Genomic DNA, 26139 nt, shown 5'->3' on the forward strand with positions numbered 1-26139 from the left:
TTGCTACATGCTCGCTCAAAAGCCGATGCTTCTGCTGCTTTTGATCATTAATTTCTTCGGTACGGTTTACGGGTATTACTGGTATCTTCCGCAGCTGATGAATACGCCTGTAAAATTTCTGATTTTCGTACCCGACAGCCCGACGGCGACATTGTTCTTTTTATTTGTTCTCATCGGACTTTTATTGGGAAGGAATGCTCCTCTCTTTGAAGCGCTTGCGCTGGTTACGCTTGTCAAATACGGGCTGTGGGCGGTTGTGATGAATATTCTCGTGCTTGTAGTGAGTGGAAGCCTTCATTGGACGGGGTATATGCTGATCGCGTCGCACTTCGCAATGGCTGTGCAAGGCGTGCTGTACGCCCCCCATTACCGGTTTAAAGGGTGGCATTTGGCGCTTGCGGCTGTTTGGACGCTGCATAACGATGTCATTGATTACTTGTTTGGAATGATGCCGAATTATTCAATGCTCGATCAATATATGCCGCAGATCGGCTATTTTACATTTTGGCTCAGCATCGCTTCGATCGGTCTGGCCTATTACCTGGTCTTGTCCCGAAAAGCTTTTAAGCTGTAACACTGCTTCACAATCTTGGTCTAACCTTGTCCCTCTCTTCATACGCTTTAATAGAAGGAGTGGGAGGGACCGTAATGATACGAAAGGTGATCCTTTGCATGATGCTTGCGCTTGTTTTTCCTGCGGCCGGTTTGAAAGCGAAAGAATCATCGGCTTTGCAGGAATTGACGGAACTGTCAGATACGGTATTCCAGCTAACAAGGCAGTCTCAATATGAGGAAGCGGTACAAATTCTTCAATACTTTGAAAAACGGCTGAAAGCAGCAGAGAAAGACGGAACAGAAGAGATGATGACGGGCTCGGAAATCCGCCAGGTCAGTCTGGCCTACCATGATACGCTGAAAAGGCTGGAAAGCGAAGAGGTCGCACAGCAGGAGAAATTTAAAGCCGCTGCCCAGTTTAGAATGCTGATGGACGCCATTGAATCTGACCATGATCCGCTGTGGAGCAGTTTGAAAAAACCGATCATGGATTCTTTCAGCGCTTTGAAGGCTGGGATTCAGAAGGAAGACAACTTGACATTCAGGGAAAAGTGGAATCATTTTTTATCCTTGTATGATACGATTTATCCAAGCTTAACGATTGATGTTTCGCCAAAGCAGTTAAAAAGCGTCTCCAACCATATTGCAGTCGTGGAAAACGGGGGCTTTCAGCAAATGACGGAAAGCAGCAAGCTGGAAAGGCTGACGCTTTTGGAAAAAGATTTGGAAGATGTGTTTGATCAAGTAGAAGAAGATGATGCAGACCCTTCCCTGTTATGGGTCATCCTGACGACGGGGAGCATTATCCTATCGACGCTGACATATGTCGGTTTCAGAAAGTATAAAGCCGAAGAGGACAGGCGCAGAAAAAGAGAAAAAGATTGGCCGAAATAAGAAGCTCCGCTGATCGCGAGCTTCTTTTTTGCTGATCTTCAATCAGCGTGTGATGGGATTTTTGTTCTCATCAAGCGTAAAACCTTCTCCAAGAACGTCGTGTACGTCGCTGACGGCTACAAAAGCGTGCGGATCGACCGAGGTAATCACGTTTTTCAGCTGGAAAACCTCATTTTTCGGAACGACGCAGTATAAAACGTCCCGCTCGGTTTTCGTATAAGACCCCTGACCTTTTAAAACCGTGACGCCTCTTTCCATTTCTTCAATGATTTTTCGCTGAATCTGGTCGTTCTTTTCAGAGATGATGGTTGCGCCTTTTGCGGCATAACCGCCTTCCTGCATAAAGTCGATGACCTTTGAGGCGACAAATACGGCAACAAGCGTGTACATCGCTTCCTTATAGGAAAGGTAAAAAATAAGGGATAATGTAATGACGCAGGCGTCAAACACAAACATGGCTTTGCCCATCGGCACTTGAAAATATTTGTTGATCAGCCGCACAATAATATCGACGCCGCCCGTTGTTCCGCCGTATCTGAAAATAATGCCCAATCCGGTGCCGATAAACACGCCTGCAAAAAGAGCCGCGAGCGCAAGATCGTTTTGAAGCGGCATATGAATCTGGAAGCGCTGAAAAATCCATAAAAACACCGACAGACTGACTGTGCCGAGAATGGTATATGAGAAGACTGTTCTGCCGAGGAGTTTCCAGCCGATGAAGAAGACCGGGATGTTCAGCACCAGATTGGATATGGAAGGATCGATGTTAAACAGGAAATAAAGCAGCAGGGTAATGCCGGTAAAACCGCCTTCCGACAAGTTGTTCTGCATATTAAAATGAACGAGTCCAAAGGAAAAAACAGCAGCGCCTGCTAAAATAAACAGGACGTTCTTCATTCTGATGTCTCCGAACATAAAAAAACTCCTTTCCTTCCATAAGCTGGCGTTAATATTATAGTGTATCCGTTTTAAAACAGCAAACCCGTCTTAAACATTTGTCAAACTTGTTTGAATTCGCTAACATGTAAGAGATGACAGGAGGTTTTGTCAGCATGACGAAAGAAAAAACGATGAAAGATATACAGCGTGAGGTTGACGAATATATCGGCCAGTTTAAAGAAGGCTATTTCAGTCCGCTTGCCATGATGGCCAGGCTGACGGAAGAGCTTGGCGAACTGGCGAGGGAGATCAACCATCATTACGGCGAAAAACCGAAGAAAAAAACCGAATCGGAAAAAAAGATCGATGAAGAAATCGGCGATGTATTGTTCGTTTTAGTTTGTCTTGCGAATTCGCTTCATATATCATTGGATGAAGCGCATGATATGGTCATGGAGAAGTTCAACACCCGTGACAAAGACCGCTGGACAAGAAAAGAAGAAGGAAAGTAGAGGAGAATCAAGATGCAAAAGGAGACCATTAAAATCGCAATAGCTGGACCGCGCGGAAGAATGGGAAGCGAAGCGGTCAAACTTGTTGAAGAAACCACACATTTTGAGCTTGTCGGTGCAATCGACCGTACATATAACCGTGAAAAGCTGTCAGATGTGATGATGTCAAGTTCAGATGCCGTCATTTACACCGACATCACCGAATGCTTTTCAGAAACGGCTCCGGACGTTCTGATTGATTTGACAACGCCGGAAATCGGCAAGCTACATACAAAAATCGCATTGGAGCACGGCGTCCGTCCTGTTGTGGGAACGACAGGATTTTCTGAGAGCGACTTGAACGAGCTTACGGAACTGACCGATGATAAGGGAATCGGAGCCATTATCGCACCAAACTTCGCGCTTGGAGCCGTGCTGATGATGAAGTTTTCACAAATGGCTGCCAACTATTTTACCGATGTCGAAATCATTGAACAGCACCATGATCAAAAACTTGACGCACCAAGCGGAACGGCCTTAAAAACGGCGGAAATGATTTCGGCTGTTCGCGAAGCGAAAACGCAGGGGCACCCGGATGAAAAGGAAATTCTGCCGGGAGCAAGAGGCGCCGATCAAAACGGAATCCGTCTCCACAGCGTTCGTCTGCCGGGATTGATCGCCCATCAGGAAGTGATGTTCGGCGGAGACGGCCAAACCCTGAAAATCCGTCATGATTCATACAATCGCACATCTTTTATGTCTGGTGTGAAACTGGCTGTTGAACAAGTAATGAAAATCGATCAGCTTGTCTACGGCCTTGAAAATATCATAGAGTAACAAAAAGGGGGAAATCGCTTTGAAAATCGCCTTAATTGCCCATGACCGAAAAAAACAGGATATGATTCAGCTGACGACCGCTTATAAAGACATTTTAAAAAAGCATGAGCTGTTTGCGACAGGAACGACAGGTTTAAAAATCACCGAAGCGACAGGGCTGCCTGTCGAGCGCTTTCAATCGGGGCCGCTTGGCGGAGACCAGCAGATCGGCGCTTTGATCGCGAAAAATGACATCGACCTTGTGATTTTTCTGAGAGACCCGCTGACGGCCCAGCCGCACGAACCTGACGTGTCAGCTCTTATCCGCTTGTCTGACGTTTATGCCATTCCGCTCGCCACCAACATGGGAACGGCGGAAATCTTAATCCGATCTGTCGAGGAAGGCGCGTTTGAATTCAGAAACATTATCCACGGCGGGGATCGCGATGCTTGATATACTGGCTTTCGGTGCGCACAGCGATGATGTAGAAATCGGCATGGGAGGAACCATTGCCAAATATACTAAAAAAGGCTTTCAAATTGGAATCTGCGATTTAACCCAAGCTGAACTGTCTTCAAACGGAACAGTCGAAACGAGAAAAAGCGAAGCGTCGCTGGCGGCCGAAATTCTCGGAGTTAGTCCGCGGATTTCCCTCACGCTGCCGGACAGGGGCCTGTTTCCCATCCAGGCGGCGATCAGGGAAGCGGTTGCCGTCATTCGGAAACATAAGCCGAAGCTTGTCTTTGTTCCTTATCCAAAGGACCGGCATCCCGATCACGGGCACGCAGCGGAAATCGTCGAAGAAGCGGTCTTTTCCGCTGGAATACATAAATACGAAGATGCAGAAAAACAGCCGGCCCATAAAGTCCAAAACGTGTACTACTATATGATCAACGGTTTTCACAAACCTGAATTTGTCATCGACATTTCCGAAACGATCAATCAAAAAAAGGAAAGCCTTGCTGCTTATCAGAGCCAGTTCACCCGTTCCCGGCAGTCGGTTGAAACACCGCTGACGAACGGATATATTGAAACGGTCGAAGCCAGGGAAAAGCTATTGGGAAAAGAGGTCGGCGTCGCATACGCGGAAGGGTTTTTTTCAAAGCGGACTCTTCTGTTAAACAACGATTTATTTGGGGGCGGATGATGAAACAGTTAAAAATCGGAATCACGTGTTATCCGAGTGTCGGCGGATCAGGAATTATCGCCACTGAGCTCGGCAAACTGCTTGCGGAAAAAGGACATGAAATTCATTTTATTACATCAAGTGTTCCGTACAGGCTCAATAAAGTGTATTCCAACATCTATTTTCACGAAGTCGAAGTCAATCAATATGCCGTGTTTAAGTACCCGCCGTATGATTTGGCTTTGGCCAGCAAAATGGCGGAGGTGGCAAAGCGGGAACAGCTTGATGTTCTGCATGCCCACTACGCGGTGCCTCACGCGATTTCCGCTTTTTTAGCGAAGCAAATGCTGAACGGAAACATTAAAACAGTCACAACGCTGCATGGCACAGATATAACCGTTCTCGGCTATGATCCGTCATTAAAAGACCTGATCAAGTTTGCGATCGAATCGTCTGACCGCGTTACCGCGGTCTCTTCGGCTCTTGCCGCGCAAACGTATGATCTGATCAAACCGAACAAAAAAATCGAAACGATCTATAATTTTGTGGATGAGCGCGTGTATTTAAAAAAACAGGAGTATCATTCGTTGAAAGAGCAGTACGGCATTGCCCCTGATGAAAAAGTGATCATCCACGTATCCAATTTCAGACAGGTAAAGCGCGTACAGGACGTCATCCATGTATTCAGCCGCATTGTCAAACGAATGAAATCGAAGCTGATTCTCGTCGGTGACGGGCCGGAAATGACCGTCATCTGTCAGCTTGTCAGACAGCTCGGATTAAAAGACGACGTTCTTTTCCTGGGCAAACAGGACAGCGTGGAAGAGCTTTACGCCATCAGCGATTTAAAGCTGCTTTTGTCCGAGAAGGAAAGCTTCGGTTTAGTGCTGCTGGAAGCGATGGCCTGCGGCGTTCCGTGCATCGGCACAAATATCGGGGGGATTCCTGAGGTGATCAAAAACGGTATATCCGGTTATTTGGTCGATGTAGGAGATATTGAAGGCGCGGCTAGTAAGGCGCTCCATTTGCTGACTGATGAAAGCCTGCAGCGCCGTTTTGCGGAAGCGGCTCTGCAAAGCATCAAGGAGCGCTTTTCTTCCGACAAAATCATCGCGCAATATGAGGAAATTTATCAACAATTAACAGACTGGGAGTGTGACAATGGAGGATCTCTTTTTGAAGGCTCTTCCTCTCCTTCGTGAGCTGAAAAAACACGGCCGGCAGGCCTACTTTGTAGGCGGAGCCGTCAGGGATGCCCAAATGAACCGGGATGTCGGTGATATTGACATCGCTACAGATGCATCCCCGGAAGAAATTGAAGCCATTTTTCCGAAAACCGTTGATGTCGGAAAGGAACACGGAACCATCATCGTCCTCTTTGAGGGAGAATCCTATGAGGTGACAACCTTTCGCGCTGAGCTTGAGTACGAGGATTACAGAAGGCCGAGCGGCGTTCAGTTTATCAAATCGCTGAAGGAAGACCTGAAGAGGCGGGACCTGACGATTAATGCCATGGCGATGGATGAACAAGGCAGACTGATCGACTATTTCGGCGGACTCCGCGACATACGGGAAAAATTGATTCAAACGGTCGGCGACCCGGCGGAGCGTTTTCACGAAGATGCGCTTCGCATGTTGCGGGCGCTTCGTTTTATGAGTCAGCTCGAGTTTGAGCTTTCTCCAAATACAAAAAAAGCGATTTGCGAAAACCGTCTGCTATTGGCCCATATTTCTACAGAGCGGAAAACGGTTGAATTCGAAAAGCTTTTAAAAGGAAAAGCAGCGGACCGGGCTCTGGAAGCAGCGGCCGAAACAGGGCTTTACAAGGAGCTTCCGGGGCTGGACGGCAAAAAGGAGCGCGTTCTGGCTGCCCGAGCTTTTCCTTTTCATCAACTTCAAAAAAGAGCTGATATATGGGCGGCTTTCATTCACATGATATCGATCGATTCCGCTGAAGCGCACCGATTTTTAAAAGGGTGGAAGCTACCGGGGAAAGTCGTAAAACAGGCGCTCCTGACGGCTGAACGGATCGATCAAAAATGGGATGCCGTCTCGATGTATGAGGCGGGGGAAGAGACGCTGCTGTCCGCTTCCGCCATTCGCAGCTTGAGGGACAAGCAGGCAATCGACCAACAGCGGCTGGCTGAAATCAGACAGTCGTACCGCGCGCTTCCGATTAAAAGCCTGAAAGACCTGGCGGTGTCTGGAAGCGATTTGCTGAATTTCAGAAACAAGCCGGCCGGGAAATGGGTCTCCGATGATTTGAAACGGATTGAGCGGGCCGTGTTAAACGGGGAGCTTGCCAATCAAAAAAAAGCCATAGAGGAGTGGCTGGATTCATGCAGTCAAATTTAAGAAAGAAACTCATTCAATTGTTTACAGAGGCCGACGGCGAATTCATTTCAGGCCAGAAAATCAGCGAAGAGCTTGGATGCTCGAGAACCGCCGTTTGGAAGCATATCGAAGATCTGAGAAAATCGGGATATGAACTTGAAGCGGTCCGAAAGCTCGGCTATAAAATGATAAAAAAACCTGACAAAATCACCGAAGATGAAATCAGGCTCGGGTTAAAAACGAAAAAAATGGGACAAACCATCCATTTTCAGGATGTCGTTTCATCAACACAAAAAATCGCTCATGAACTAGCAAACAACGGTGCGCCGGAAGGAACGATCATCGTTGCCGACAAGCAAACAGAAGGAAGGGGAAGAATGGCGAGAGCATGGCATTCACCGGAAGGAAACGGCATTTGGATGAGCATCATTTTAAGGCCTGAAATGCCCGTGCAAAAAACGCCGCAGCTGACGCTTTTAGCCGCTGTCGCGATCGTTCAGGCAATCGAAGAGCAAACCGGCATCGCAGCCGAAATTAAATGGCCGAACGATATTTTGATCAACGGCAAAAAAGTGGTCGGGATCTTAACCGAACTGCAGGCGGAAGCCGATCAGGTCCATTCCGTCATTGTCGGAACGGGGATCAACGTCAATCAGCTTGCTGGCGACTTTCCTGAAGAATTAAAAGAAACAGCGACAAGCCTTCGTCTCACAAGCGGTGAAAAAATCGACAGAGCGGCTTTGATTCAAACAATAATGGCAATTTTCGAAAAAAGGTATGAAGACTATCTCGCCTACGGTTTCGAACCGATCAAGCTTTTATGGGAGAGCTACGCTTTGTCCCTGAACCGCGAATTGACGGCCAGGACGCTGAACGGAACGTTTCACGGAAAAGCGCTGGGAATAGACGAAGAAGGCGTCTTGATCCTGGAAACGAGTGACGGCATCAAAAAAATATACTCTGCCGATATCGATATTAATCCGTCATAGTTGGAAGGACCCGAGCGTTTTTGGTATACTTCGGATGGGCAGTATCCTCTGGGAACTGCACCTGGAAAACATGCAACTCATAAAAAAACAGTCTGCCTTGATCCAAAAAGGACTGGGACAGAGGGATGATTCTTGCCGAACACGGACGATTTAAAATCCTTCTCCTTACCGGAAGGTTTTTTTGCTGTCCGAAAAGATGCAGATGCAAACACGGCAGCTCATCTCCTCTGAAAAAGAGGAGGAGAAAACATGAAGACAAAAATTGATTTTCTAAAAATGAAACAAGAGGGAGAGCCGATCGTCATGCTGACGGCCTACGACTATCCGGCGGCAAAGCTTGCCGAACAGGCCGGCGTCGATATGATCCTTGTCGGCGATTCGCTCGGCATGGTGGTGCTCGGCCTTGACTCGACCGTATCTGTGACGGTCGCTGATATGATCCACCATACAAAAGCCGTCAAACGCGGTGCAAAAGATACGTTTGTTGTAACAGATATGCCATTTATGTCTTACCACTGCTCTTTGGAAAGCGCACTGAATAATGCTGCGGCGATCGTTCAGGAAAGCGGTGCCGATGCTTTGAAGCTTGAAGGCGGCGACGGTGTGTTTGAGACGATCACGGCTTTAACACGCGGCGGTATACCTGTTGTCAGCCACTTAGGCTTGACTCCTCAATCCGTCGGTGTCCTGGGAGGCTATAAAGTTCAGGGGAAAGACGAAGAAAGCGCCCGCAAGCTGATTGAAGACAGCAGGCGCTGTGAAGAAGCAGGTGCGATTGCGCTTGTTCTCGAATGCGTCCCGGCAGCGCTCGCTGAACGCATTTCAAAGGAGCTCACGATTCCTGTCATCGGCATTGGAGCAGGAGCGGGTACGGACGGACAGGTTCTCGTTTACCACGATGTTGTCGGACACGGAGTGGGACGTACGCCTAAATTTGTAAAACAATATGCGCAAATCGATCAGCCGCTTGAAAAAGCGCTTCGGGGATATGTTGAGGATGTCAGAAGCCGTGTGTTTCCTGAAGATGCTCATTCGTTCCGTATCGATCATCAAGTTCTCGAAGGATTATACGGAGGGAAGTAGGCATGATTCAGATCCATACAGCAAAAGATATACAAAATGTAACGAAAAATTACCGCAAAGAAGGCAAAACTATCGGTTTTGTGCCGACAATGGGCTTCCTTCATGAAGGCCATATGTCGCTTGTGGAAAAAGCGCGAAAAGACAACGATATTGTCGTGATGAGCATTTTTGTCAATCCTATGCAGTTCGGTCCGGGAGAAGACTATGAAGCGTACCCGAGAGATATTGAAAGAGACCGGCAGCTTGCGGCCGACGGCGGAGTGGACGTTTTGTTCACCCCTGAGCCTGAAGAAATGTACGGCCAGGAGCCGACGGTTACCGCAAGCGTGAAAAAGCGGACGGATGTCCTTTGCGGCCGTTCAAGGGAAGGGCATTTCGACGGTGTTGCAACAGTGCTCACAAAGCTGTTCAATCTCACGTCTCCGACAAGGGTTTATTTCGGCATGAAGGATGCGCAGCAGGTTGCCGTTGTCGACGGGCTGATCAACGACTTTTTTATGGATATTGAGCTGATCCCGGTCGAAACAAAACGGGAAGAAGACGGGCTTGCCAAAAGCTCAAGAAATGTCAACCTGCGAGCTGAAGAACGGCAGGAAGCACCCGCTCTCTATCAGGCCCTTCAGCGCGGCGCCGAGCTGATCCGCGATGGAGAGAGGGACCCAGAGGCCGTTAAGCGAGAGGTTCGGAGCATTCTTGAAAAAACGAGCGGTGTCATTGATTATGCGGATATTTATTCATATCCCGATCTGGTGATCAGGGAACCATTGACTGGAAAGGTCATCATAGCGGTTGCCGTTCAGTTTTCCAAAGCCCGCTTAATTGATAATATCATCGTCGATATCCCGGCAGATCAAAAGGAGGATTTGTGATGTACCGTACGTTAATGAGCGCAAAACTTCACAGAGCGAGAGTGACGGAGGCCAATTTGAACTATGTCGGCAGCGTGACAATTGATGAAGATTTGCTGGATGCCGTCGGAATGATGGCAAATGAAAAAGTGCAAATTGTAAATAATAATAACGGGGCCCGGCTGGAAACGTACATTATTCCCGGTGAAAGGGGGAGCGGCGTCGTTTGTTTAAACGGAGCTGCCGCCCGCCTTGTCCAGGTAGGAGATGTCGTCATCATCGTTTCTTATGCCATGATGTCTGAAGAGGAAGCAAAGACCCATAAGCCGAAGGTTGCCGTTTTGAACGAGAGAAACGAAATCGAGGAAATGCTGGGTCAGGAGCCAGCCCGTACCATTCTGTAGCCCCCTTGCCTTTAGGGGGCTTTCATATCGTTTAGAAAGAGTAAAAGGTGAAGCTTTTCCCCCGCACCTTTCTAAAACGTGTTACACTTTTGTCGAAGGTATCGAAATTGAGGTGTCCATTGAATGAACAATCAACGATATGTGGTCATTGATGTGGAAACGACAGGGAATTCGCCGAAAAAAGGCGACAGAATCATTCAAATTGCAGCGGTTGTGATTGAAAATGGACAAATGACCGAACGTTTCTCCAAATATGTGAATCCCAATCAGCCGATTCCCGCTTTTATCGAGCAGCTGACGGGAATTTCGAATGAAATGGTTGAAAATGAAGAACCATTTTCGGCGATTGCCGAAGATATTTTTGAGCTGCTTCATGACAGCTGTTTTATCGCTCATAACATTCATTTTGATCTTGCTTTTGTAAAACATGAGCTGCAGCTGGCCGGCTTTGGTGAGCTTGAATGCAGCGTTCTCGATACGGTTGAGCTTTCGAGAATCGTTTTTCCGGGTTTTGACGGCTATAAATTAACTGAACTGAGCGAAGAGCTTCAGATTCGCCATGAAAACCCGCACAGGGCTGACAGCGATGCAGAAGTGACCGCTTTGATCTTTTTACATATGATGGACAGACTGAAAAGGCTGCCGATTCCTGTTTTGAAATCAATCAGACGTCTGTCTTGGCATTTGATCAGCGACGCGCAGGAGCTTTTTGACGGTTTGATTGCTGAAAAGGGCGCCGATGCTGAACTTGAGGCCGGCTTTATGAAGGTCGGTTCCTTTGTGATCAGGAACCCTGAAGGCGAGGATGAAGAGGCCGGTCATAAGAGCCCTGTCTCACAGACAGAGCCGCTCATTTGGGAAAAAGACGGCGGGCTTTCTTCATTGGACGACCGGTTTGACAGGAGAGAAGGACAGACAAAAATGATGCGGGAGGTCTGGACCGCTTTTCAAAATCATGAGCATGCTCTGATTGAAGCCGCTACTGGAATCGGAAAAACGCTCGGATATCTCGTGCCGGCTGCAATCCACGCCAAGCAAACAGGCAAGCCGGTCGTGATCAGCACATATACGACATTGCTTCAGCAGCAGATGATAAACCGCGATATCCCGCTTTTGGAAAAGATTTTTCCTTTCCCGATAAAAGCCGCGGTTTTAAAGGGCCGTTCCCATTATTTATCCATTCGCAAGTTCAAACATATTTTACAGGAAGATGATGACAATTATGATAGCGTCCTTGCAAAAGCGCAAATTCTCGTCTGGCTGACAGATACGGAAACGGGCGATTTATCCGAAATTAACCTTCCGTCAGGCGGAAAGCTTCTCTGGGACAGACTGGCATATGATTCGCATTCATATGCAGAAAACAGCAGCATAAGGAAATTGTGTTTTTATGAGAGAGCCAAAGCGCGGGCGCAGAAGGCTGATATCATCATTACCAATCATGCGCTTCTGTTGACTGACGAAGCCAATCAGCGAACCCATACCGGAGATGCCGATACGTTCGTTATTGATGAAGCTCATCATTTTGAACGCGCGGCGGGCGAACAATATGGAGCAAGAGCAGACTATGTCTTTCTCCATAAAAGATTGATGCGGCTCGGCACCCTCAAGCAAAGGGGGATTTTGAAAAAAGCCGAACGGCTCTACCGGTCCGCAGGTATTTCATCAGAATCCTTTTTCCAAATGGACGAATGGCTCGCTCAGCTTCTTGAAGAAAGTGATCTATTCTTTACGGCTGTTCATTCTTTTGTCAAGCGGAGGAAACCAAGAAACGATCTAAACCGTCTCTTATATAAGATCGGCGAAACCGGTGAAAGCAGAGCATGGAACAGGCTTGAAGAAGGAGCAAGAAGACTGTGTTCCATGCTGTATGACATGCATCGGCTGTTTACAGATCAAAAGAAAAGCCTCGCTGAAAAACAGGCTTCTTTCACCAGCCGTCAGGCGTTTTTGTTAGACGAATACGATTCGTGCATGAACGAACTTGAAGAATATCGAAAGACGCTCGGCCGCTTGATGTTTGACCCTGTCGAAGATGAGGTCGTCTGGATCGAAATTGACGCGAAGGGCGCAAAAAACGCCGCTGCCATTTACGCTCAACCGCTTGATACCGGCGAAATTCTGGCCGACCGGTTTTTCACCGAGAAAAAAAGCGTTGTGCTCACATCGGGGACGCTTGTCGTCGAAAACTCATTTGGCTATATGATCAAAAAGCTCGGTTTAAGCGATTTCTATCCGAGGACCTTGCAAATCGAGTCGCCTTTTTCTTATGATAAGCATATGAACATCATGATTCCGACGGATGTCAGCCCGATTCAAAACGATCCGGGAGACTATATTCAGGATGTCACGCGTTACGTCAAGGCGCTTGCAAAACAGAAATACGCTAAAGTGCTCGTCCTGTTTACGTCGCACGATATGCTGCGAGACGTCTACCATACAATAAAAAATGAGGAAGACTTTCCTTGTCAGCTCCTTGCTCAGGGGATTTCCGGCGGAAGTCCCGTCAAGGTCATGAAATTGTTTAAATCTTATCCCCATGCGGTTCTTCTCGGAACGAACCATTTTTGGGAGGGCGTTGACTTTCCGGGTGACGAGCTGACGACGCTGATCATCGCAAGACTGCCGTTCAGACCGCCTGACCATCCGGTTGAATCAGCCAAATGCGATCGGGCAAAGAGAAGGGGAGAAAGCCCGTTTCAAGCGGTATCTCTGCCGGAAGCTGTCTTGGCTTTCAGGCAGGGGATCGGCAGGCTGCTCCGCTCAGAGAAAGACAGCGGAACGGTCGTTATTCTTGACCGCCGCATCCGAACCTCTTCCTACGGCAAGGTGTTTATGAAGGCTCTGCCCCCTGCAAAAGTCATGGAGCCTACATTCCTTGAGCTTGAAGCCTACATAGCCGGGAAAAATAGCTAAAAGCCGCATAAAGCGGCTCTTAAATGGTGTGGATTAAGGTTTTATTTTTTGGCTGTTTATTTAAACGGTTATCCCGTTGTAACAACTAGTATGGCTTTTGGCACAAAGATTATGAATTACAATTATTGTTTCGTTCGGAGGTATTTGAAAAATGGAAAACAAAATCGAAATTCTATCTACCGTAAGCGTCGAGCATTCAGAAGACCTGTATAAAATCGTTGATCTTTTGAACCGTACGCTCAAACGTGATGATCTCATGTTCGGCCTTGCTCTCGATGAAGAAGATCAAAAACAGGCCATTTTTACGATTTATCGTACTTAGGAGCAGAAAATGGGCAAAAAAACATTAATTTTCATACTGATATTTGGTATTATCATTTTAACAGCACTTCTTGCGGGAGCGAATGTCTACCGTACGGCAATGGATCAGAAAGAAAGCGGCCACGAGCAGGCTGCCGAAACAGCCAAGCAGGAAGCAGGCTTAAAACAAGTTGACAGCGTGGAGACGTTTGTCGGAAAAGAAAAGCAGTACATTGTCACAGGGGCAGACAAAAAAGGCGGCAAAATGTATGTTTGGGTGCCTGCTGACAAAAAGCAGAAAACGATTTACAAAAAAGCATCAGACGGCATTACCGGCAGCAAAGCTGCAAAAGCGGTTCAGGATGAAGGCCTGATGTCTGAGCTTAAAGAGGTGCACCTTGCAAGGGAAGGCAATGTTCTATTGTGGGAAGTTACATACTTAAATAAAGACGGGCAGTACAGTTTAAGCTATGTGGACTTTATAAACGGAAAAATTCACAAAAATATTACGCCTTAGACGAAACAGGGGGAAATCGAGTTGAATCTAGCTAAAAGAGTATCAGCGTTAACACCATCTGCAACATTGGCAATCACTGCAAAAGCAAAAGATTTAAAAGCGGCAGGGCACGACGTCATCGGTCTTGGTGCAGGAGAGCCGGATTTTAATACGCCTGAGCACATCATTGAAGCAGCAGTCCGTTCGATGAATGAAGGACATACCAAATACACGCCTTCCGGCGGTCTTGCGGCACTGAAAGACAGCATCCGCGAAAAATTTAAGCGCGATCAGGGAATCGAATACCGCCAATCTGAAGTTATTGTGTGCACAGGTGCAAAGCATGCTCTTTACACCCTATTTCAAGTGCTCCTCGACGAAGGGGACGAAGTGATTATTCCGACTCCGTACTGGGTCAGCTATCCTGAACAAGTCAAGCTTGCAGGCGGCAAACCCGTGTTTGTTGAAGGCCTTGAGGAAAACAACTTTAAGATTTCTCCGGAACAGCTTGAAAAAGCCGTCACGGAAAAAACGAAGGCTGTGATCATCAATTCCCCAAGCAATCCGACAGGCATGATGTATACGGAAGAAGAGCTTAAAGCTCTTGGTGAAGTATGCCTTCGCCGCAACATTTTAATCGTATCTGATGAAATATATGAAAAGCTGATTTACGGCGGAAAAAAACATGTATCCATTGCACAGCTTTCTCCAGAACTTAAAAACCAAACCGTGATCATCAACGGGGTTTCCAAGTCACACAGCATGACCGGCTGGAGAATCGGGTATGCAGCAGGCAGCGAACCGATCATTAAAGCGATGACGAACCTTGCCAGCCACAGTACATCAAATCCGACATCTGTCGCTCAATATGGAGCCATTGCCGCTTACAATGGGCCAAACGAGCCTGTTGAAGAGATGAGAAGAGCTTTTGAAGAACGGCTGAACAAAGTGTATGAACTGCTTGTTGACATTCCGGGATTGACATGCCTGAAGCCTGAAGGGGCCTTCTACTTGTTCCCGAATGCAAAAAAAGCGGCAGAATTGTGCGGCTTTTCAAGCGTTGATGAATTCGCTGAAGCGCTTTTGGAAGAAGAAAAAGTTGCGATCGTTCCTGGTTCAGGGTTCGGTGCACCGGACAACATCCGTCTGTCGTACGCGACATCCCTGTCACTTTTGGAAGAAGCGGTCGAACGCATCCGCCGCTTTGTCGTGAATCGCAGCCGCTAGTTATAAAAAGCGTCCGCAGGCGGGCGCTTTTTTCATGCACGTCAGCTGCATTGACCTGATCGATTTAAAAAAGGTATAATATACGTTATGGACGTCAGAAAGAATGAGGTCTTAACCGAATTCTTTCGTGTTTTGGAGGGAAACGATAGTGAAAACAACAATAAACCAAGTGTACAAGCATGTTGGTGAAGAAGTAACAATCGGCGCTTGGATCGCCAACAAACGTTCAAGCGGCAAAATTGCGTTTTTGCAGCTTAGAGACGGGACAGGCTTTATCCAAGGAGTCGTCGTCAAAGCGGAAGTGGATGAAGAAACATTTCAAACCGCTAAATCTGTCACACAGGAAACATCATTATATGTAAAAGGCATCGTCAAAGAAGACGAGCGTTCGCCTCTCGGCTACGAGCTTGCTGTTACATCGCTTGAAGTCATTCATGAAGCGACAGATTATCCGATTACACCAAAAGAACACGGAACAGAATTTTTGATGGATCACAGACATTTGTGGCTCCGTTCAAAACGGCAGCATGCAACGATGAAAATCCGCAATGAGATCATTCGCGCTACATACGAATTTTTCAATAAGGAAGGCTTTGTTAAAGTCGATCCTCCGATTTTGACGGGAAGCGCACCTGAAGGAACGACAGAGCTTTTTGCGACAAAGTATTTTGACGAGGATGCCTATCTTTCACAAAGCGGCCAGCTGTACATGGAAGCTGCTGCAATGGCTTTGGGAAAAGTCTTTTCATTCGGACCGACTTTCAGAGCTGAGAAATCAAAAACGAAGCGCCATCTGATTGAATTCTGGATGATCGAACCGGAAATGGCGTTTGTCGAATTCAATGAAAACCTTGAAGTTCAAGAGAACTATGTTTCTTTTGTCGTCCAAAGCGTGCTTGAAAACTGCAAAATCGAACTGAATACGCTCGGCAGAGACACTTCCAAACTCGAGCTTATCAAAGCGCCTTTCCCAAGAATCACGTATGATGAAGCGCTTCAGTTCTTAAAAGAGAAAGGTTTTGACGATATTGAATGGGGCGATGATTTCGGCGCTCCTCACGAAACGGCGATCGCCGAAAGCTATGACAAGCCGGTATTTATTACACACTATCCGACTTCATTAAAGCCGTTTTATATGCAGCCTGCACCTGACAGGGAAGATGTCGTATTGTGTGCCGACTTGATTGCGCCTGAAGGCTACGGTGAAATTATCGGCGGATCTGAACGGATCCATGATCTTGAGCTTCTCGAAGCGCGCCTGAAAGAGCACGGTTTAGAATCTGATGCTTATCAATGGTATGCAGAGCTGAGAAAATACGGCTCAGTTCCGCATTCAGGATTCGGGCTCGGACTCGAACGGACGGTTGCCTGGATCTGCGGCTCTCCGCACGTCCGCGAAACGATTCCGTTCCCAAGGCTCTTAAATCGTTTATATCCTTAAGAAAAAAGTCTCCTGATTGCAGGAGACTTTTTCACAGTCATCCATGATATACTGGAAGGTAAGAGGTGTATCGAATGAAAAAACAGCACTTTATTAAGATGCAGGATATGGGATCTGTCACCATTCCGAATCTGCTTTTTTTGAACTATCGGGAGCTAGGCTTAAATGAGACAGAATTCATGCTGCTCTTAAACATTAAAATGCATGTTGAAAGAGGTTCATTTTTTCCGACGCCGGAGGAATTAAGCAAGACGATGTCGATTGAAACCGAACAATGTATGAACATGCTGAGAATGTTCATTCAAAAAGGCTTCATCTATATAGAAGAATGCGAAGACCAGAACGGCATTAAGTTTGAAAAATATTCGCTCGAACCTCTCTGGGGCAAGCTGTTTGAGCATCTTGAAATGGCCGAGCAGAAGACGCTCGCCGAACAAAATCAAGGCGAACAGAAAAGCCTTTATACGATCTTTGAAGAGGAATTTGCACGGCCGCTGTCACCATTGGAATGCGAGACGCTCAGCATCTGGCTTGACCAGGATCATCACGATGCACAATTGATCAAACAGGCTCTCAAAGAAGCTGTCATATCAGGAAAACTAAATTTCCGCTACATTGACCGGATTCTGTTTGAGTGGAAGAAAAACGGCGTTTCAACAGTCGAACAAGCCGTCAACTACAGCCAAAGATTCAGGCGGAAGACTGCTCCGCGGCAAAATGAGCAAAAGGAGTATACAAGACAAGTTCCTTTTTACAATTGGCTTGAACAATAAAGTGAAAGGTGAAGACATGCTAACAAAAAAACAGATCGAGTTTTGTTTAGAAACAATCGGTGAAATGTTTCCGGATGCAGAATGCGAATTAGTCCATGACAATCCGTTTGAACTTGTCATCGCCGTCGCTTTATCGGCCCAGTGCACAGACGCGCTTGTCAATAAAGTGACGAAAACGCTTTTCAAAAAATATAAAAAGCCTGAAGATTATCTTGCTGTTCCGCTTGAAGAGTTGCAGCAGGACATCAAATCGATCGGCTTATACCGCAACAAAGCAAAAAATATTCAAAAGCTCTGCAAAATGCTGCTGGAAGAATACGGCGGTGAAGTGCCGAAAGACCGCGATGAGCTGGTGAAACTTCCGGGCGTCGGGAGAAAAACCGCCAATGTCGTCGTTTCCGTAGCATTCGGCGTTCCTGCCATTGCCGTCGACACCCATGTAGAAAGGGTTTCAAAAAGGCTCGGTATTTGCAGATGGAAGGATTCGGTCACGGAAGTCGAGAAGACGCTGATGAAAAAAGTGCCTGAATCAGAGTGGTCCGTCACTCATCACCGCTTGATCTTTTTCGGACGCTATCATTGCAAGGCGCAAAGGCCGAAATGTGAAGAATGCCCGTTGTTTTCTCTGTGCAGGGAAGGGCAAAAACGATATAAAAAAGGGCTGGTGAAGCTGCCGTGACAAGCGTTTCACTGTTGGACGAATACGAAATAACGCTGCGGAAGAGAAGGCCGGAATCCGGCGAAAGGCTTGACGTTCTTTCGGAAAATCCGCTCTGCTATGATTTTTTTCAGGACGCTGAAGAGGACAAGCCGTGGGAGCATGCGGAAGAATGGGTCCCGCTTTTGTTTGCAGCATGGGAACGCACAAAAGAAAAGCTTCTGCCCGTCTTTAAAACGAGAAAGTCAAGGTGCAGCCAGGATGATATGCTGCACGGGGTGTGCTGCTTGATCGCAAGCTTCCACTGGACGATGGGGGAGCCTGTCAAAAGTCTCAACTGGGAGCTCATCACCCGTAAGGATTTTGGAGCCAAGCCGATGAACTGGACGGAACGCCTTGAGTTTATCCTGCTGAAACCGACGCAGTACCATTGTTTTATTCAGCTTGACGAATTGTTTACGGAAATGAAAAAGCAATTTTATAAATATATTGCCATCAATCATAAAAAAGCCACTCACTAAACTGTGAGTGGCTTTTTAGATTAATTGTTGCCGGTTGATTGACCGTTGGAATTTGTTTGATCACCTGTATTGCTGCCTGGATCCGGGTTTTTGTCTTTGTCTTTATTCTGATCTTTGTCTTGATCATCGGCGTCATCATCTTTTCTGCCGTTGTTTTGGTCTGTATTTCCCGGATTTTTATTGTTTTGATCCGTATTGCCTGAATTTTGATCATCCGGCTGATTTGAATTGCCGTTATTTTGTTTGTCTTTGTCTTGAGCATCATCAGCATCCTGTTTCTTCTCGTCATCCTCGTTTTTCTTTTCATCGTCCGCTTTTGACTCATCCTCTTCAGCCGCGTTGACTTTAAGCGTCACAGAAGCTGGATCGCTTTCACCATATTCGGTAACGGCCGTAACTTGGAATTTGTAGACGGATCCTTCTTTTGCATTCGGTATGACGGCTTCTTTCGCGCTGCTGTTTTGAATTTCGCTGTATCCGCCTCCGTCAACAGACTGTTTGACTTTAAAGGATACATCATCGTCTCCGGAGTATGACCATGAAAGTTTAATACTCTTAGATGCTTCATCATACTCTGCGCTCAAACCTGACGGCTTGTCGGCATCTTCTTTTTCCTCATATTTTTTCGAAACGGTCGTCGGCTGTGTGCCTTTTACAAAGTACTCAGTGACTTTTTTATCGCTAGGCGTGTTGCTGCTCGCGAGCACCGGCGGGTTCGAGCCTTTTAGAACAGTCGCTTCAACGACGCTGTCAGGCTTTTCAAATGAGCCGCTGCCGTTGTCAACCTTGGCAATCAGCTTTTTAAACAGGAGCTTGGCGACTTGCTGTTCGCTCGTGCTCAGCGAATTAAAGCCTTCTTTACCGGTCCAGACCGCTGCGGTATATTGCGGCGTATAGCCGACGAACCATGAATCTCTCGCTCCGTTTCGATTTATGCCGTGTTTTCTAATGTCGTCCTCGGTAAAGTTCGTCGTACCCGTTTTACCTGCTACAGTAACGCCATTGACTTGTGCGGCTGTTCCTGTTCCTCGCTGAACAGCACTTTTCAACATATCCGTTATCATAAATGCGGTATAATCGCTCATGGCTGCCTTTGATTCAGGCGTCAAATCAAGCTTTGTGCCATCATTGAATTCCACCGCGGTAACGGTATGAGGCTCATTGTAGTAGCCGTTGTTGCCGAAGGCGCTGTACGCTCCGGCCATTTGCAGAGGCGACACACCGTTTCCGAAGCCGCCGATTGCATAAGCTTCCACTAAATCATCTGAATTTATGTTAAGACCAAGGTTGCCTGCGAATTTTACAATATTGTCTTTGCCGGCTGCCTGGAACGCTTTTAAAGCCGGGATGTTTCGAGAATCGACCAGCGCCTCTCTCATCGATATCCAGCCTCTGTATCTTCTGTCATAGTTATTAATCGGATCTCCAGTTGAATACGTGTATGCTTCATCTTTAATCTGTTCATACGTCGACCATTTCTTGTTCTCAATGACAGGGCCGTAGTCAAGGATTGGCTTGATCGTTGAACCAGGTTGACGCTTCGTATCTACTGCATAGTTAAAGTCGCCTGCTTTCCGGTCGCGTCCGCCGCCGAGCGCGCGGATTTCTCCGGTTTTTGTATCAAGCAGGGTGAGGCCAGCTTGCATTTTTTCGGTATACTGAATAGAATCGCCGTCCATCAGCTCATCAACATAATCCTGTGCGTCTGTATCAATCGTCGTGTAAATCTTCAGTCCGTCCGTTCCCGGAGTGACGTTCGCTTTTTCTTTCACTTCGGCGACAGCCTGCTCGATAAACGCGCTGTATTTGTTGGACGTTGATTTTGCGTACTCCTTCGGAGAGACAAGGCCTTTTGTGACGGCTACATTTTTCGCTTTGTTGTATTCTGCGTCTGAGATAAAGCCGTGTTTATTCATCAGGCTCAACACGACGTTGCGCCGTTTCTCGGCTTTTTCCGGATGTTTGATCGGGTTGTAGTTATTCGGGCTTTGCGGCATGCCGGCAAGCGTTGCGGCCTGCTCGACCGTCAAGTCGTTTAGATCTGTAACCCCGTAGAACTGCTCAGCCGCTTTTCCGACACCGTAGGCCTGCGGCGAGAAGTAAATCCGGTTTAAATACATTTCAAGAATTTCGTCTTTTGAATATTTTCTTTCCAACTGGAACGACAGCCAGACTTCCTGGACTTTCCGTTTCAGCGTTTTTTCATGTGACAGAAGGGAGTTTTTGACGACCTGCTGTGTGATCGTACTTCCGCCTTCAGAACCGAATCCGCCTTCGAAGTTTGCCAGAAGCGCTCCTCCGATCCGGATCGGGTCCACGCCGTGGTGGTCATAGAAACGCGCGTCTTCCGTTGCAAGAAATGCGTTTTTAACGGAATCCGGGATGTCTTTAATTGACACGTATGTCCGTTTTTCCGAACCGATTTCGGCGATTTCTTTTCCGTTTTTGTCATAGATGGTAGAAGAGTACGGTGTTTTCAGTTTTGCTTCATCAAGGGACGGAGAGTCCGCTACCATCACCGCAAAAGTGACGCCCCCGGCAATCAAGCCGATAACACCGATGATTAAAATGGATAAAAGAATTTTCTTGAACAATCCTGCTTTTTTCTTTTTCTTGGGTTTAGAATGAGTATTAGACCTGCTTTTGCCCTGCTGGGCTTTTCGCCGTTCCTGGCGGCTGTTAAATTGATCTGACATAACATCTCAACCTTTCGTAGTTAAACCTTTCCGCTCACATGACTTTAAAATCATAATTTATGATGGCGAAAAATACAACTGATCAATAATCTTAATATAATCAATTCTTGGCGAGTATCCAAGTGAAATGGGGTGAGCGGCTTCCTGAAGCTCGTCTTTTCGGATCGATTTTCTTCCGTTTTGCTTTTTCCGCTCCCAGAAATAAAATAATTTTTCTGCTTCCAAAAAATAAATTTCTTCAAAAGCGGATATGATAACAAAACAAATGCCGTCTTGCGCCACAACCTGCTTCATATGCTCGATCTGATGATCGTGGAAATTCTGAAGCGGGAAGGAGGTCCGGCTCTTTGTTTCTTTCGCTTCAAAATCGATGTAGCGGCCTTTATAAACCCCATTATAATCAGTAGTTGATGACTGCTTGAAATATGCTTCCTTGATAACCGCAGCGCTTCGCTTCGGATAATCGACCTGGACAATCTGTACAGGTGTCGGTTTTTTATGGATGACCGCAATCGAATGAGATTGATAATACATATTCGTTTCATTCAGGTCATCTTCGAGGGTCATGCCGCGATTGGAATACGACGGCTTCTTTTGCAAGGATGAGGCAGCTGTTTTCGGCTGATAGGATTTGCCGTTCGGGTAACGAATCACTTTCTTCATCCTCCTTTTACAAAAAAATCTAGATACTAACGGAAGTGGCTGATCTTGCACAACACTTTTTCCGCGGCGGAGCTGACGAGCCGCATTCAAGAGCTGACCGCAAAACTGAACAAGGACAATATCTCACGGACAAATGCCTACAAACGCTACTTTGACCGCCATCCTGAAATCAAGTGGTCGCTTTTAGCTTCATTTGTTTCCCGGAATGCCGGCTGGTCGATGACCGATTTAAAAGGGCGCTTATTCGAGCTCGGACTTACGGCTTTTCAGCAGAAATGGCTGTTTTTAACGTATGAAAGAGCGAACTGGCTGATTTTTTCGGACGCCTATCCGCAGCTCCTGTTATACCATTGGTCCAAGCAGCTTGGCCAGCCGCTGTTTCATTTGCTCTCCTCATTTGGCGTGTCTTCATTTATGAAAACGGAGTGGGAGCGGTTCTGGCATGAGCGCGATCAAAAGCGGCTCATGTACGCTCTCATTATAAATGAACAAAACACTATCCAAACTCCTATTATACAAAATCCTTTGTTTAAAAAGAATGTTTTTCAGACGATTCCTTTTCAGCTATGTGAATGGTTTCACTTCAACACGGTCATTTTTCCGACGGTTGAAGGCGTTTTTTACGGCGTGTCTGTTAAACGCTTCACTAGTTTAAAGGAAAGGATCAAGCTCGGCAAGCAATTAAGCGAGCTGCTGTTTTCGCCCGAGCTTTTCCCCGGTTTTTTTCATTTTACATCATGTGTTCCGCATACCGGGTCGCGCTTTGATATGGAGCGCTGGGCAGGGGTTAAAATCAGAACCTCACCGTTTTTGAGAACGTGTTATCCCGTTGTTGCCCATTCATTAGACGGATTAAAATACGATTGGTTTCGCGGAGGAAAGAGAGAGGCGATGTTCAAGGATGAAAAACTCCCGAAAACGATTGAAATCACCGATTGGTATTTTCAAAAAAGAAGGCAGCTGCAGGCATTGTTTTCGCTGGAGCATTGGCTGAATAAGAGGTAAAACAGAAAAAAGCAAGGGTTCTCCTTGCTTTTTAAGTGGACGGGCGGTTAGGTCCGCCTAATTTCTTATCCAGTGTGTCTGTTTGTTTGGCATCAGGTTTCGTTTTCGCAGGTGATTTCTTTTTGTTGTTTTCCACAGCGGGCACCTCCTTACCCTTTTAGATTTTGCAAAAAAGCGCTGATCATACCATTTTTCGCAAGATCACTTGTCGAAAGCGGCGCGTTTGGCTGGAAAATGGGTTTCTTTGGCGGTTTGCTTCTAGTTTTGTCAGCTGTGGAGGAGAGGGGGCGCATAGAGGAGAATCCATAGAAGGGGATCAAAAAGGAGGGAAGCAAATGAATGGATTTGCAAGCAAAGACTCTGTCCTTCAAATGCTTTTGGAAACGGAATCAGACATGTCGTCTGCGGAGAAGGCTTTGACAGAAGCTGTACGCCGGACGGAGCATGAAAAGCAGGCTGCCTGGAACGAACGGCTAGATCTGATTGAAAAAGAACTGGCAGAGCTCTTGGCTTGTTTAAACAGCACGTTAATGGGAGTGGAGCCCGGGGTAGAGACGGCTTAAGCCGGATTCATTGTAACGGTCGTTTTCCTTTGGTACGATAAACCCGAGGTGAAAAAATTGGATACACAGACTCTTCTTGTACAGACACGGGAATTAATCCGCCTTGTAAAAGAAGCGGAAGAACGATACAGTAAGGGAAAAGAGGAAGGGACGGAATACGATTTTTTCGAAGTTGTCAAACCTTCTGTCGAGAGTTTCGAACAAACAGTGAAAAGCTGGCTGGCGGAAAGCCTGCCTTATATCAAGGCCAATCGGCCAAAATACATTTACGAAGAACAGCTCAACTCGGTTGAGGAAAATGCGAATGAAATTTTCATGCAGTCCTATTTCTGCAAAATTCATAAAAAACGCTTTAAAGATCTGACGGAATCCGTCCTCTACACGCTGAAAAACGTAGAAGACGATATATTAAAAGAAGACCGGGCCTAATTCCCGGTCTCTTTTTTATGAGGGCTGTTTGTTTAGCTGGCGTCCGTATTCATATCATAAGCAGGGTGCTGTGCGCCATTCGCTTCAAGAACTTTCATACTTGTGCGAAATTCGTTTAATGTCAGATGTCCTTGGATATACAAAAACTTGGCGAAATCCATCAGTTTGTTCATGCAGTCTGTCTCATACTGTTTCATCTCGGCAAAACAATTTCTTAAGTATGATACGTTCATATGGTGCATCCCCTCTCCTTTATATTAATAATATAGTACCATAACAATTCGACTTTTTTCTGTTTTTCAAATATTAAAATTTTCGACACTTTTTGACAAACTTGTGACAAAACCGTTGGAACGAGAAATGTTGCTATATCATACACTTATAAAAAAAGGGCTTTAGGAGGAGAGGAAAGATGGAAGAGAGGAGAGCCGCCGTATATCCTTATTCCGGCCCTGGTGCGTATGCTCAAGCCTATCAGCAAAATCATCAGGCCTATCATCCCGTTCAGCCGTACTACAGCCAGGAAACCGTCCCGTACGCCCATCCCGCTCAGCGGCCGCAGGCATATCAACAGCCGATTGAACAGAATTTGGACCCGTTTTCAGTCTATCATCAGCCTGTTCAGCAGCAAATGCAGCCGCTTCCGCCGTTTCAGGCATTTCCTTATCAGCATCCATATCCTTCGCCGCGGCCGAATCTTCACCAGCCATCACAATTTCAAAGCTTTCTGTCGCAATTCAAAAAAAAGAACGGGCAGTTTGATTTCAGCAAAATGATGGACACCGCAGGCCAGATGGTGAGCACGGTCAACCAGGTCGGAGCGCTGGCCAAAGGGTTTATGGGATTCTTCAAATAAAAAAAGCATGGATGAAGGTCATTCATGCTTTTTTTGCTCCGGAAATGAGACCGTGAGGACATTTCGGTTCCACGACGTCTTCATTGTTTCTTCACGGACGGGATATGGGAGCAGAACGGTTCTGGACAGGCTTGTAAATGATGAAGAACCGCCGCTTTCTTGTTTTTCCTTCAAGGCGACATGAAGATACCTCGATTTCGCTTCAATCATGATATCTCCGTTTTGAAACGATTCAGGAACGGCGATATCGATGTGAAGCGCCCCATCCTCCTCTCTGATGTGCATGGAAATGGTGGAGTTCTGAAGCTGATCTGATATCAGCTTTTGGAATGAATTTAAAATATCGTGAAAAGGTGAGTTGTAAAATAACTGTTCAACCGATTCTTGAATTTCGTCTTTCTTGTTGAGTGAGTGATTATCGTTTTCCTTGAAATCCATTCTTCATCACCCCCGATTTTTTTATTTTCAGCTTATGCAGGGGCTCTTGATATGGTTATTCATTGATGGGAATTTGAAAGTGTGGTTAAATAATGGGGAATCCAAAGATTTGATATTTAACCTGTTCCTCTTTTAATAGCCATCATAAAGAGGCGTTTTGAAAGGAGCCCAACTGTATTGCTGAAAAAATTATTCGGTATTGGTCAGAAACAAAATGAAGTGAAAGAAGAAACCGTTTTTTCACCGGTTGACGGACAAGTTTTAGAACTTTCAAAAGTCCCTGACCCCGTTTTCTCCCAAAAGATGATGGGCGACGGAATGGCTGTCGAGCCTTCCGCGGGCGAGATCGTGTCACCTGTCGACGGGGAAGTGATCCAGCTGTTCCACACAAAACATGCCATCGGCATTCGTTCATTGTCCGGTGTGGAGCTCTTGATTCACATCGGTCTGGAAACAGTAGCGATGGAAGGCGAAGGTTTCACAGCCCATGTCAAAGAAGGAGACAAAGTAAAAGTCGGCGATCCTTTAATAACGTGCGATTTGGAACTGATCAAGGAAAAAGCGAGCAGCACAATTACACCGATCGTCATTATGAACGGCGATGTGTTGGAGCGCGTCACAAAACATGAAGAGGCAGAAGCGAAAAAAAGCGAGACAAAGCTTATGGAGCTTAAAGTTAAGTAACAGCAAAAAGCAGAGAGCGATTCTCTGCTTTTTCATTTTGTCAGAAAATCACC

General features: G+C 46.5%; 31 protein-coding genes. 25 read left to right on the top strand and 6 right to left on the bottom strand.

Annotated features, from left to right (window positions below; translation table 11 throughout):
* Positions 1 to 7: 7 nt before the first annotated feature.
* Entirely contained in the window at positions 8 to 574 is a 567-nt protein-coding gene (gene lhaT, locus H2R00_RS03510; protein ID WP_411810444.1) for a lipoprotein heptaprenylglyceryl N-acetyltransferase LhaT, read from the top strand.
* Between the two features lie 74 nt (positions 575 to 648).
* A complete protein-coding gene (gene ypjB, locus H2R00_RS03515) occupies positions 649 to 1449 on the top strand; it encodes a sporulation protein YpjB (RefSeq protein ID WP_154997882.1) in 801 nt (266 codons plus the stop codon).
* Between the two features lie 42 nt (positions 1450 to 1491).
* Here the strand turns inward: ypjB and H2R00_RS03520 are convergent, their stop codons facing one another.
* The gene (locus H2R00_RS03520) at positions 1492 to 2364 is read right to left on the bottom strand and encodes a YitT family protein (protein WP_023857433.1); all 873 of its coding nucleotides are present in this window, start codon (positions 2362 to 2364) and stop codon (positions 1492 to 1494) included.
* A gap of 137 nt (positions 2365 to 2501) precedes the next feature.
* On the opposite strand from H2R00_RS03520, the gene H2R00_RS03525 reads away from it, so the two are divergent.
* The 18 genes from H2R00_RS03525 to H2R00_RS03610 all read left to right on the top strand — a co-directional run bounded on the left by H2R00_RS03525 (position 2502) and on the right by H2R00_RS03610 (position 18752).
* Positions 2502 to 2840: a nucleotide pyrophosphohydrolase gene (locus H2R00_RS03525; RefSeq protein WP_023857432.1), complete on the top strand. Its 339-nt coding sequence runs from the start codon at positions 2502 to 2504 to the stop codon at positions 2838 to 2840.
* Positions 2841 to 2852: 12 nt separating this feature from the next.
* On the top strand, positions 2853 to 3656 hold the full coding sequence (gene dapB / locus H2R00_RS03530) for a 4-hydroxy-tetrahydrodipicolinate reductase (RefSeq protein WP_154997884.1): 804 nt from the start codon (positions 2853 to 2855) through the stop codon (positions 3654 to 3656).
* 19 nt (positions 3657 to 3675) lie between these two features.
* A complete protein-coding gene (gene mgsA, locus H2R00_RS03535; protein ID WP_154997886.1) occupies positions 3676 to 4089 on the top strand; it encodes a methylglyoxal synthase in 414 nt (137 codons plus the stop codon).
* On the top strand, positions 4082 to 4783 hold the full coding sequence (gene bshB1, locus H2R00_RS03540) for a bacillithiol biosynthesis deacetylase BshB1 (protein WP_182071016.1): 702 nt from the start codon (positions 4082 to 4084) through the stop codon (positions 4781 to 4783). The genes mgsA and bshB1 overlap by 8 nt, the downstream gene beginning before the upstream one ends.
* Positions 4783 to 5964, top strand: coding sequence for an N-acetyl-alpha-D-glucosaminyl L-malate synthase BshA (gene bshA / locus H2R00_RS03545; RefSeq protein ID WP_154997888.1), 1182 nt, complete (start codon positions 4783 to 4785; stop codon positions 5962 to 5964). Before bshB1 ends, bshA begins: the two co-directional genes overlap by 1 nt.
* A complete protein-coding gene (locus H2R00_RS03550) occupies positions 5924 to 7117 on the top strand; it encodes a CCA tRNA nucleotidyltransferase (protein WP_182070469.1) in 1194 nt (397 codons plus the stop codon). Before bshA ends, H2R00_RS03550 begins: the two co-directional genes overlap by 41 nt.
* On the top strand, positions 7102 to 8085 hold the full coding sequence (locus H2R00_RS03555) for a biotin--[acetyl-CoA-carboxylase] ligase (protein WP_076792582.1): 984 nt from the start codon (positions 7102 to 7104) through the stop codon (positions 8083 to 8085). The genes H2R00_RS03550 and H2R00_RS03555 overlap by 16 nt, the downstream gene beginning before the upstream one ends.
* A gap of 249 nt (positions 8086 to 8334) precedes the next feature.
* Positions 8335 to 9168 (top strand): 3-methyl-2-oxobutanoate hydroxymethyltransferase, encoded by an 834-nt coding sequence (gene panB, locus H2R00_RS03560; protein ID WP_154997895.1) that lies wholly within the window; start codon positions 8335 to 8337, stop codon positions 9166 to 9168.
* A gap of 2 nt (positions 9169 to 9170) precedes the next feature.
* The gene (gene panC, locus H2R00_RS03565; protein ID WP_182070470.1) at positions 9171 to 10037 is read left to right on the top strand and encodes a pantoate--beta-alanine ligase; all 867 of its coding nucleotides are present in this window, start codon (positions 9171 to 9173) and stop codon (positions 10035 to 10037) included.
* Complete coding sequence (panD, locus tag H2R00_RS03570; RefSeq protein WP_003182918.1) at positions 10037 to 10420, top strand: aspartate 1-decarboxylase; 384 nt, start codon at positions 10037 to 10039, stop codon at positions 10418 to 10420. The genes panC and panD overlap by 1 nt, the downstream gene beginning before the upstream one ends.
* A gap of 123 nt (positions 10421 to 10543) precedes the next feature.
* Positions 10544 to 13336, top strand: a complete 2793-nt coding sequence (gene dinG / locus H2R00_RS03575; RefSeq protein ID WP_182070471.1) for an ATP-dependent DNA helicase DinG — start codon at positions 10544 to 10546, stop codon at positions 13334 to 13336.
* 151 nt (positions 13337 to 13487) lie between these two features.
* On the top strand, positions 13488 to 13658 hold the full coding sequence (locus H2R00_RS03580; protein ID WP_003182913.1) for a YpmA family protein: 171 nt from the start codon (positions 13488 to 13490) through the stop codon (positions 13656 to 13658).
* 9 nt (positions 13659 to 13667) lie between these two features.
* On the top strand, positions 13668 to 14153 hold the full coding sequence (gene tseB / locus H2R00_RS03585) for a cell wall elongation/penicillin-binding protein regulator TseB (RefSeq protein ID WP_154994761.1): 486 nt from the start codon (positions 13668 to 13670) through the stop codon (positions 14151 to 14153).
* Between the two features lie 21 nt (positions 14154 to 14174).
* Positions 14175 to 15359, top strand: coding sequence for a pyridoxal phosphate-dependent aminotransferase (locus H2R00_RS03590; RefSeq protein WP_154994763.1), 1185 nt, complete (start codon positions 14175 to 14177; stop codon positions 15357 to 15359).
* A 148-nt stretch (positions 15360 to 15507) separates the two neighbouring features.
* The gene (asnS, locus tag H2R00_RS03595) at positions 15508 to 16800 is read left to right on the top strand and encodes an asparagine--tRNA ligase (protein ID WP_154994765.1); all 1293 of its coding nucleotides are present in this window, start codon (positions 15508 to 15510) and stop codon (positions 16798 to 16800) included.
* Positions 16801 to 16874: 74 nt separating this feature from the next.
* Entirely contained in the window at positions 16875 to 17573 is a 699-nt protein-coding gene (locus H2R00_RS03600) for a DnaD domain-containing protein (protein WP_182070472.1), read from the top strand.
* 16 nt (positions 17574 to 17589) lie between these two features.
* A complete protein-coding gene (gene nth / locus H2R00_RS03605; protein ID WP_023857420.1) occupies positions 17590 to 18252 on the top strand; it encodes an endonuclease III in 663 nt (220 codons plus the stop codon).
* Positions 18249 to 18752: a YpoC family protein gene (locus tag H2R00_RS03610; protein WP_182070473.1), complete on the top strand. Its 504-nt coding sequence runs from the start codon at positions 18249 to 18251 to the stop codon at positions 18750 to 18752. The genes nth and H2R00_RS03610 overlap by 4 nt, the downstream gene beginning before the upstream one ends.
* 20 nt (positions 18753 to 18772) lie before the next feature.
* Here H2R00_RS03610 and H2R00_RS03615 read toward each other — a convergent pair whose 3' ends face one another.
* Entirely contained in the window at positions 18773 to 21448 is a 2676-nt protein-coding gene (locus H2R00_RS03615; RefSeq protein ID WP_182070474.1) for a PBP1A family penicillin-binding protein, read from the bottom strand.
* Positions 21449 to 21505: 57 nt separating this feature from the next.
* The gene (gene recU, locus H2R00_RS03620) at positions 21506 to 22102 is read right to left on the bottom strand and encodes a Holliday junction resolvase RecU (RefSeq protein WP_003182896.1); all 597 of its coding nucleotides are present in this window, start codon (positions 22100 to 22102) and stop codon (positions 21506 to 21508) included.
* A gap of 54 nt (positions 22103 to 22156) precedes the next feature.
* Here recU and H2R00_RS03625 point away from each other — a divergent pair, with 54 nt between their 5' ends.
* A complete protein-coding gene (locus H2R00_RS03625; RefSeq protein ID WP_154994774.1) occupies positions 22157 to 23116 on the top strand; it encodes a DUF2515 domain-containing protein in 960 nt (319 codons plus the stop codon).
* A gap of 31 nt (positions 23117 to 23147) precedes the next feature.
* Here the strand turns inward: H2R00_RS03625 and sspM are convergent, their stop codons facing one another.
* On the bottom strand, positions 23148 to 23252 hold the full coding sequence (sspM, locus tag H2R00_RS03630; protein ID WP_009328007.1) for an acid-soluble spore protein SspM: 105 nt from the start codon (positions 23250 to 23252) through the stop codon (positions 23148 to 23150).
* 199 nt (positions 23253 to 23451) lie between these two features.
* Between sspM and H2R00_RS03635 the strand changes: the two genes are divergently transcribed.
* Positions 23452 to 23679, top strand: coding sequence for a YppD family protein (locus H2R00_RS03635; RefSeq protein WP_154994776.1), 228 nt, complete (start codon positions 23452 to 23454; stop codon positions 23677 to 23679).
* Positions 23680 to 23736: 57 nt separating this feature from the next.
* Positions 23737 to 24108 (top strand): YppE family protein, encoded by a 372-nt coding sequence (locus H2R00_RS03640; protein WP_154994778.1) that lies wholly within the window; start codon positions 23737 to 23739, stop codon positions 24106 to 24108.
* A gap of 32 nt (positions 24109 to 24140) precedes the next feature.
* On the opposite strand, the gene H2R00_RS03645 is transcribed toward H2R00_RS03640, so the two are convergent.
* A complete protein-coding gene (locus H2R00_RS03645) occupies positions 24141 to 24341 on the bottom strand; it encodes a YppF family protein (protein WP_011198064.1) in 201 nt (66 codons plus the stop codon).
* A gap of 179 nt (positions 24342 to 24520) precedes the next feature.
* Here H2R00_RS03645 and H2R00_RS03650 point away from each other — a divergent pair, with 179 nt between their 5' ends.
* Positions 24521 to 24964: a YppG family protein gene (locus H2R00_RS03650; RefSeq protein WP_154994779.1), complete on the top strand. Its 444-nt coding sequence runs from the start codon at positions 24521 to 24523 to the stop codon at positions 24962 to 24964.
* 18 nt (positions 24965 to 24982) lie between these two features.
* Here H2R00_RS03650 and H2R00_RS03655 read toward each other — a convergent pair whose 3' ends face one another.
* Positions 24983 to 25402, bottom strand: a complete 420-nt coding sequence (locus H2R00_RS03655; protein WP_154994781.1) for an Hsp20/alpha crystallin family protein — start codon at positions 25400 to 25402, stop codon at positions 24983 to 24985.
* A 177-nt stretch (positions 25403 to 25579) separates the two neighbouring features.
* Here H2R00_RS03655 and H2R00_RS03660 point away from each other — a divergent pair, with 177 nt between their 5' ends.
* A complete protein-coding gene (locus tag H2R00_RS03660) occupies positions 25580 to 26086 on the top strand; it encodes a PTS sugar transporter subunit IIA (protein ID WP_043926959.1) in 507 nt (168 codons plus the stop codon).
* The last annotated feature ends 53 nt before the right edge of the window (positions 26087 to 26139 follow it).

This window comes from Bacillus haynesii, assembly GCF_014042035.1.
Classification (GTDB): Bacteria; Bacillota; Bacilli; order Bacillales; family Bacillaceae; genus Bacillus; species Bacillus haynesii.

Bases quoted from the DNA above. Each gene is read 5' to 3' on its own strand.
- lhaT (WP_411810444.1), top strand. From the start codon at position 8: ATGCTCGCTCAAAAGCCGATGCTTCTGCTGCTTTTGATCATTAATTTC.
- ypjB (WP_154997882.1), top strand. From the start codon at position 649: ATGATACGAAAGGTGATCCTTTGCATGATGCTTGCGCTTGTTTTTCCT.
- H2R00_RS03520 (WP_023857433.1), bottom strand. From the start codon at position 2,364: ATGTTCGGAGACATCAGAATGAAGAACGTCCTGTTTATTTTAGCAGGC.
- H2R00_RS03525 (WP_023857432.1), top strand. From the start codon at position 2,502: ATGACGAAAGAAAAAACGATGAAAGATATACAGCGTGAGGTTGACGAA.
- dapB (WP_154997884.1), top strand. From the start codon at position 2,853: ATGCAAAAGGAGACCATTAAAATCGCAATAGCTGGACCGCGCGGAAGA.
- bshB1 (WP_182071016.1), top strand. From the start codon at position 4,082: ATGCTTGATATACTGGCTTTCGGTGCGCACAGCGATGATGTAGAAATC.
- bshA (WP_154997888.1), top strand. From the start codon at position 4,783: ATGAAACAGTTAAAAATCGGAATCACGTGTTATCCGAGTGTCGGCGGA.
- H2R00_RS03550 (WP_182070469.1), top strand. From the start codon at position 5,924: ATGGAGGATCTCTTTTTGAAGGCTCTTCCTCTCCTTCGTGAGCTGAAA.
- H2R00_RS03555 (WP_076792582.1), top strand. From the start codon at position 7,102: ATGCAGTCAAATTTAAGAAAGAAACTCATTCAATTGTTTACAGAGGCC.
- panB (WP_154997895.1), top strand. From the start codon at position 8,335: ATGAAGACAAAAATTGATTTTCTAAAAATGAAACAAGAGGGAGAGCCG.
- panC (WP_182070470.1), top strand. From the start codon at position 9,171: ATGATTCAGATCCATACAGCAAAAGATATACAAAATGTAACGAAAAAT.
- panD (WP_003182918.1), top strand. From the start codon at position 10,037: ATGTACCGTACGTTAATGAGCGCAAAACTTCACAGAGCGAGAGTGACG.
- dinG (WP_182070471.1), top strand. From the start codon at position 10,544: ATGAACAATCAACGATATGTGGTCATTGATGTGGAAACGACAGGGAAT.
- H2R00_RS03580 (WP_003182913.1), top strand. From the start codon at position 13,488: ATGGAAAACAAAATCGAAATTCTATCTACCGTAAGCGTCGAGCATTCA.
- tseB (WP_154994761.1), top strand. From the start codon at position 13,668: ATGGGCAAAAAAACATTAATTTTCATACTGATATTTGGTATTATCATT.
- H2R00_RS03600 (WP_182070472.1), top strand. From the start codon at position 16,875: ATGAAAAAACAGCACTTTATTAAGATGCAGGATATGGGATCTGTCACC.
- nth (WP_023857420.1), top strand. From the start codon at position 17,590: ATGCTAACAAAAAAACAGATCGAGTTTTGTTTAGAAACAATCGGTGAA.
- H2R00_RS03615 (WP_182070474.1), bottom strand. From the start codon at position 21,448: ATGTCAGATCAATTTAACAGCCGCCAGGAACGGCGAAAAGCCCAGCAG.
- H2R00_RS03635 (WP_154994776.1), top strand. From the start codon at position 23,452: ATGAATGGATTTGCAAGCAAAGACTCTGTCCTTCAAATGCTTTTGGAA.
- H2R00_RS03645 (WP_011198064.1), bottom strand. From the start codon at position 24,341: ATGAACGTATCATACTTAAGAAATTGTTTTGCCGAGATGAAACAGTAT.
- H2R00_RS03650 (WP_154994779.1), top strand. From the start codon at position 24,521: ATGGAAGAGAGGAGAGCCGCCGTATATCCTTATTCCGGCCCTGGTGCG.
- H2R00_RS03655 (WP_154994781.1), bottom strand. From the start codon at position 25,402: ATGGATTTCAAGGAAAACGATAATCACTCACTCAACAAGAAAGACGAA.